This window comes from Micromonospora sp. 4G55, assembly GCF_016803375.1.
Genome location: NZ_JAEVHN010000802.1, coordinates 1 through 2,509, shown reverse-complemented (window position 1 = coordinate 2,509; position 2,509 = coordinate 1). Strand labels below are relative to the sequence as shown.

At 72.2% G+C, this 2,509-nt stretch carries 1 protein-coding gene and 2 pseudogenes; all 3 read right to left on the bottom strand.

The genetic code is table 11. From position 1 onward, the window contains the following. A pseudogene (locus JNW89_RS34435) lies at window positions 1-539 on the bottom strand (hypothetical protein); the annotation flags it as partial. Between the two features lie 124 nt (window positions 540-663). Next, a pseudogene (locus tag JNW89_RS37910) lies at window positions 664-1,968 on the bottom strand (ABC transporter ATP-binding protein). Window positions 1,969-2,103: 135 nt separating this feature from the next. Further along, window positions 2,104-2,509: CDP-glycerol glycerophosphotransferase family protein (locus JNW89_RS34420; protein ID WP_238452212.1), on the bottom strand; the 406-nt coding region annotated here is incomplete at its 5' end.

The following is a 2,509-nucleotide window of genomic DNA, read 5'->3' as shown; positions in this document are numbered from 1 at the left end:
GCCTGCGCGGCCGGGGCGGCCATGGCGGCCTGGGTGGCACCGGTAGCGGCGGCGGTCGGCGGGGCGAGCAGGCCGTGCGCGTTGAGCACCTGCATCCCGCCGGTGAGGAAGCGCAGCCCGACCAGCGCCGACAGCGTCAGGATCGCCACGTTCAGCAGCTTGAAGAAGCCGTAGTCCGGGGCCGTGATCAGGAAGAAGAGGCTGATCGGGGCGAACGCCACCGCCAGCATCGAGGTGACCGTGATCGCGACCATCACCAGGGCCACCGACTGGCGTACCGACAGCCGGGCCCCGAACACCAGGTTGAACAGGTAGAGCGTGGGCAGGCAGATGGCCAGGGTGATGAGGAAGAGCAGCGGCAGCTTGACCGCCGAGGTCAACGCCATCAGCACGCCGTGGAACGCGCCGAGCACCGCCCCGTAGCAGGCCAGTGCGACGGCGGAGCTGGCCAGCATCCGCCCGGTCAGCGCGTTCAGGTCGTCGTCGGCGACGATCTGCTGCCAGATGCCCTGCCGGTCACGCAGGATCCGCTCGATCACGAGCGGGCTCGGACGGTCACCCGACACGACGGGCCCCTCTCTACAGGCGGTGCTCAGTGGACTTGGGTGCGCTGACCGTAGGGCATGGGCGCGGTCGCCCGCAGCCCCGCCCGAGCCGGGCGGCTCAGCGCCAGCCGACGTCGATCCGGTCGCCGCGCTCGTCGAAGAAGTGCAGGGCGTCCATCCGTACGGCGACCGACATCGGGTGACCCGCCGAGATCGCCGGGTACGGGGCGAGGCGTACCGCCAGCTCGGCGGGACGGCGGTGGTGGCGCCCCGGGTCGGGGAGCACGCTGGTCCGGTTGCGCCCCCGGTCGGGGCGGAGGTCGGCTCCAGCTCGCCGGCCCGGCCGGTGAGCCGCTGCATGACCTGCCCGAACCGGCGCAGCCCGCGCTGCCCGGCCGGCGCGTCGTCGGCCGTGGTGCCCATCTCGTCCACCACGATCGCGGTGCGCCGATGTCGAGGAAGGCCAGCGACTCGTGCCCGTGGTGCTCCAGGTAGCGGACCCGGCCCCGGAGCACGTCGCCGGTGGTGTCCGGGGCGACCGGCGTGAGCGCCTCGGCCCGCATCCCGACCACGATGCGCTCGCCGTGGTAGTGCGCCACCGCCCGGCTGCGGATGTCGTCCCAGGGCAGGTAGAGCGCCTGCTCGCCGAGGGTGAGGGTCACGTACCGGTCGAGGTGGACGTAGACCGACGCCTCCAGCAGGTTCATCCGGGGGCTGCCCAGGAACGCCGCGACGTAGAGGGTGGCCGCCGGCCGTACACCTGGGTCGGCGTGCCGACGTCCTGGAGGACGCCCTTGCGCATGATGGCGACCCGGTCGGCCATGGTCAGCGCCTCGGCCTGGTCGTGCGTGACGTAGATGGTGGTGACGCCCAGCTCCCGGGTCAGCCCGGAGATCTCCGCGCGCAGCTCGGCGCGCAGGCCGCTGTCCAGGTTGGAGAGTGGCTCGTCCATCAGGAAGAGCCCCGGCCGGCGCACTATCGCCCGCCCCATGGCCACCCGCTGCCGCTGGCCGCCGGAGAGCTGGCTCGGCTTGCGGCCGAGGACGTCCCCGATGCCGAGCGCGCCCGCGACGTCCTGCACCCGCTCCCCGCGCGGGGCCGGCTCCACACCGGCCAGTCGCAGCGGGAAGGCGATGTTGTCCCCGACGGTCATGTGCGGATAGAGCGCGAAGTCCTGGAAGACCATGGCGATCCTGCGCTCCCGTGGCGGCAGGTCGTTGGCGACCTCGCCGTCGAGCATCACGGCGCCGGAACTCGGGTCCTCCAGGCCGGCGACCATCCGCAGCACGGTGGACTTGCCGCAGCCCGACGGACCGAGCAGCACCATGAACTCGCCGTCGTTGACGTCCAGATTGACGCTGTCGACCGCGACCGTCCCGTCCTGGAACACCTTGGTGACATCCTTGAGCGCGACGGTGGTCACCGTCTCCTCCCCCAGCTCGGCCGAACCCCGCTTGACTGTGACGAGCATCATCGGATCAGCACATCGGGTAAACGTGCGATGTTGCGGGCATGACGGTCCTATTACCGGCAGCGGCCCCATCGACGGGACCACACGTCAGGCGGGATCGTCGAGGAAGACCCGACGGACCACCCGCTCCGCGGCGTGCCCGTCGTCCCAGGTGCAGAACCGGCCCCGGAACCGCTGCCGCGCCCGCTGCGCCTCCGCCCCGGTCACCGCGCCGGAGCGGAAGAGTTCCAGCAGCTCGGCGAAGGTGAGGGCGACGACGCCGGGCGGTTCGGCGGTCACGTCGAAGTAGACGCCCCGGGCCAGCGCGTACGCGTCGCGGTCCGGCGCGTACACGACGATCGGGCGGTCCAGGACGGCGTAGTCGAACATCGCCGACGAGTAGTCGGTGACCAGCACGTCCGCCGCGAGATAGAGGTCCTCCACGCTGCCGTGGTCGCTGACGTCGACCGCCCGGCCCCCGGTACGCCGGCGGGCCCGGCCGGCGCGGTCGTGG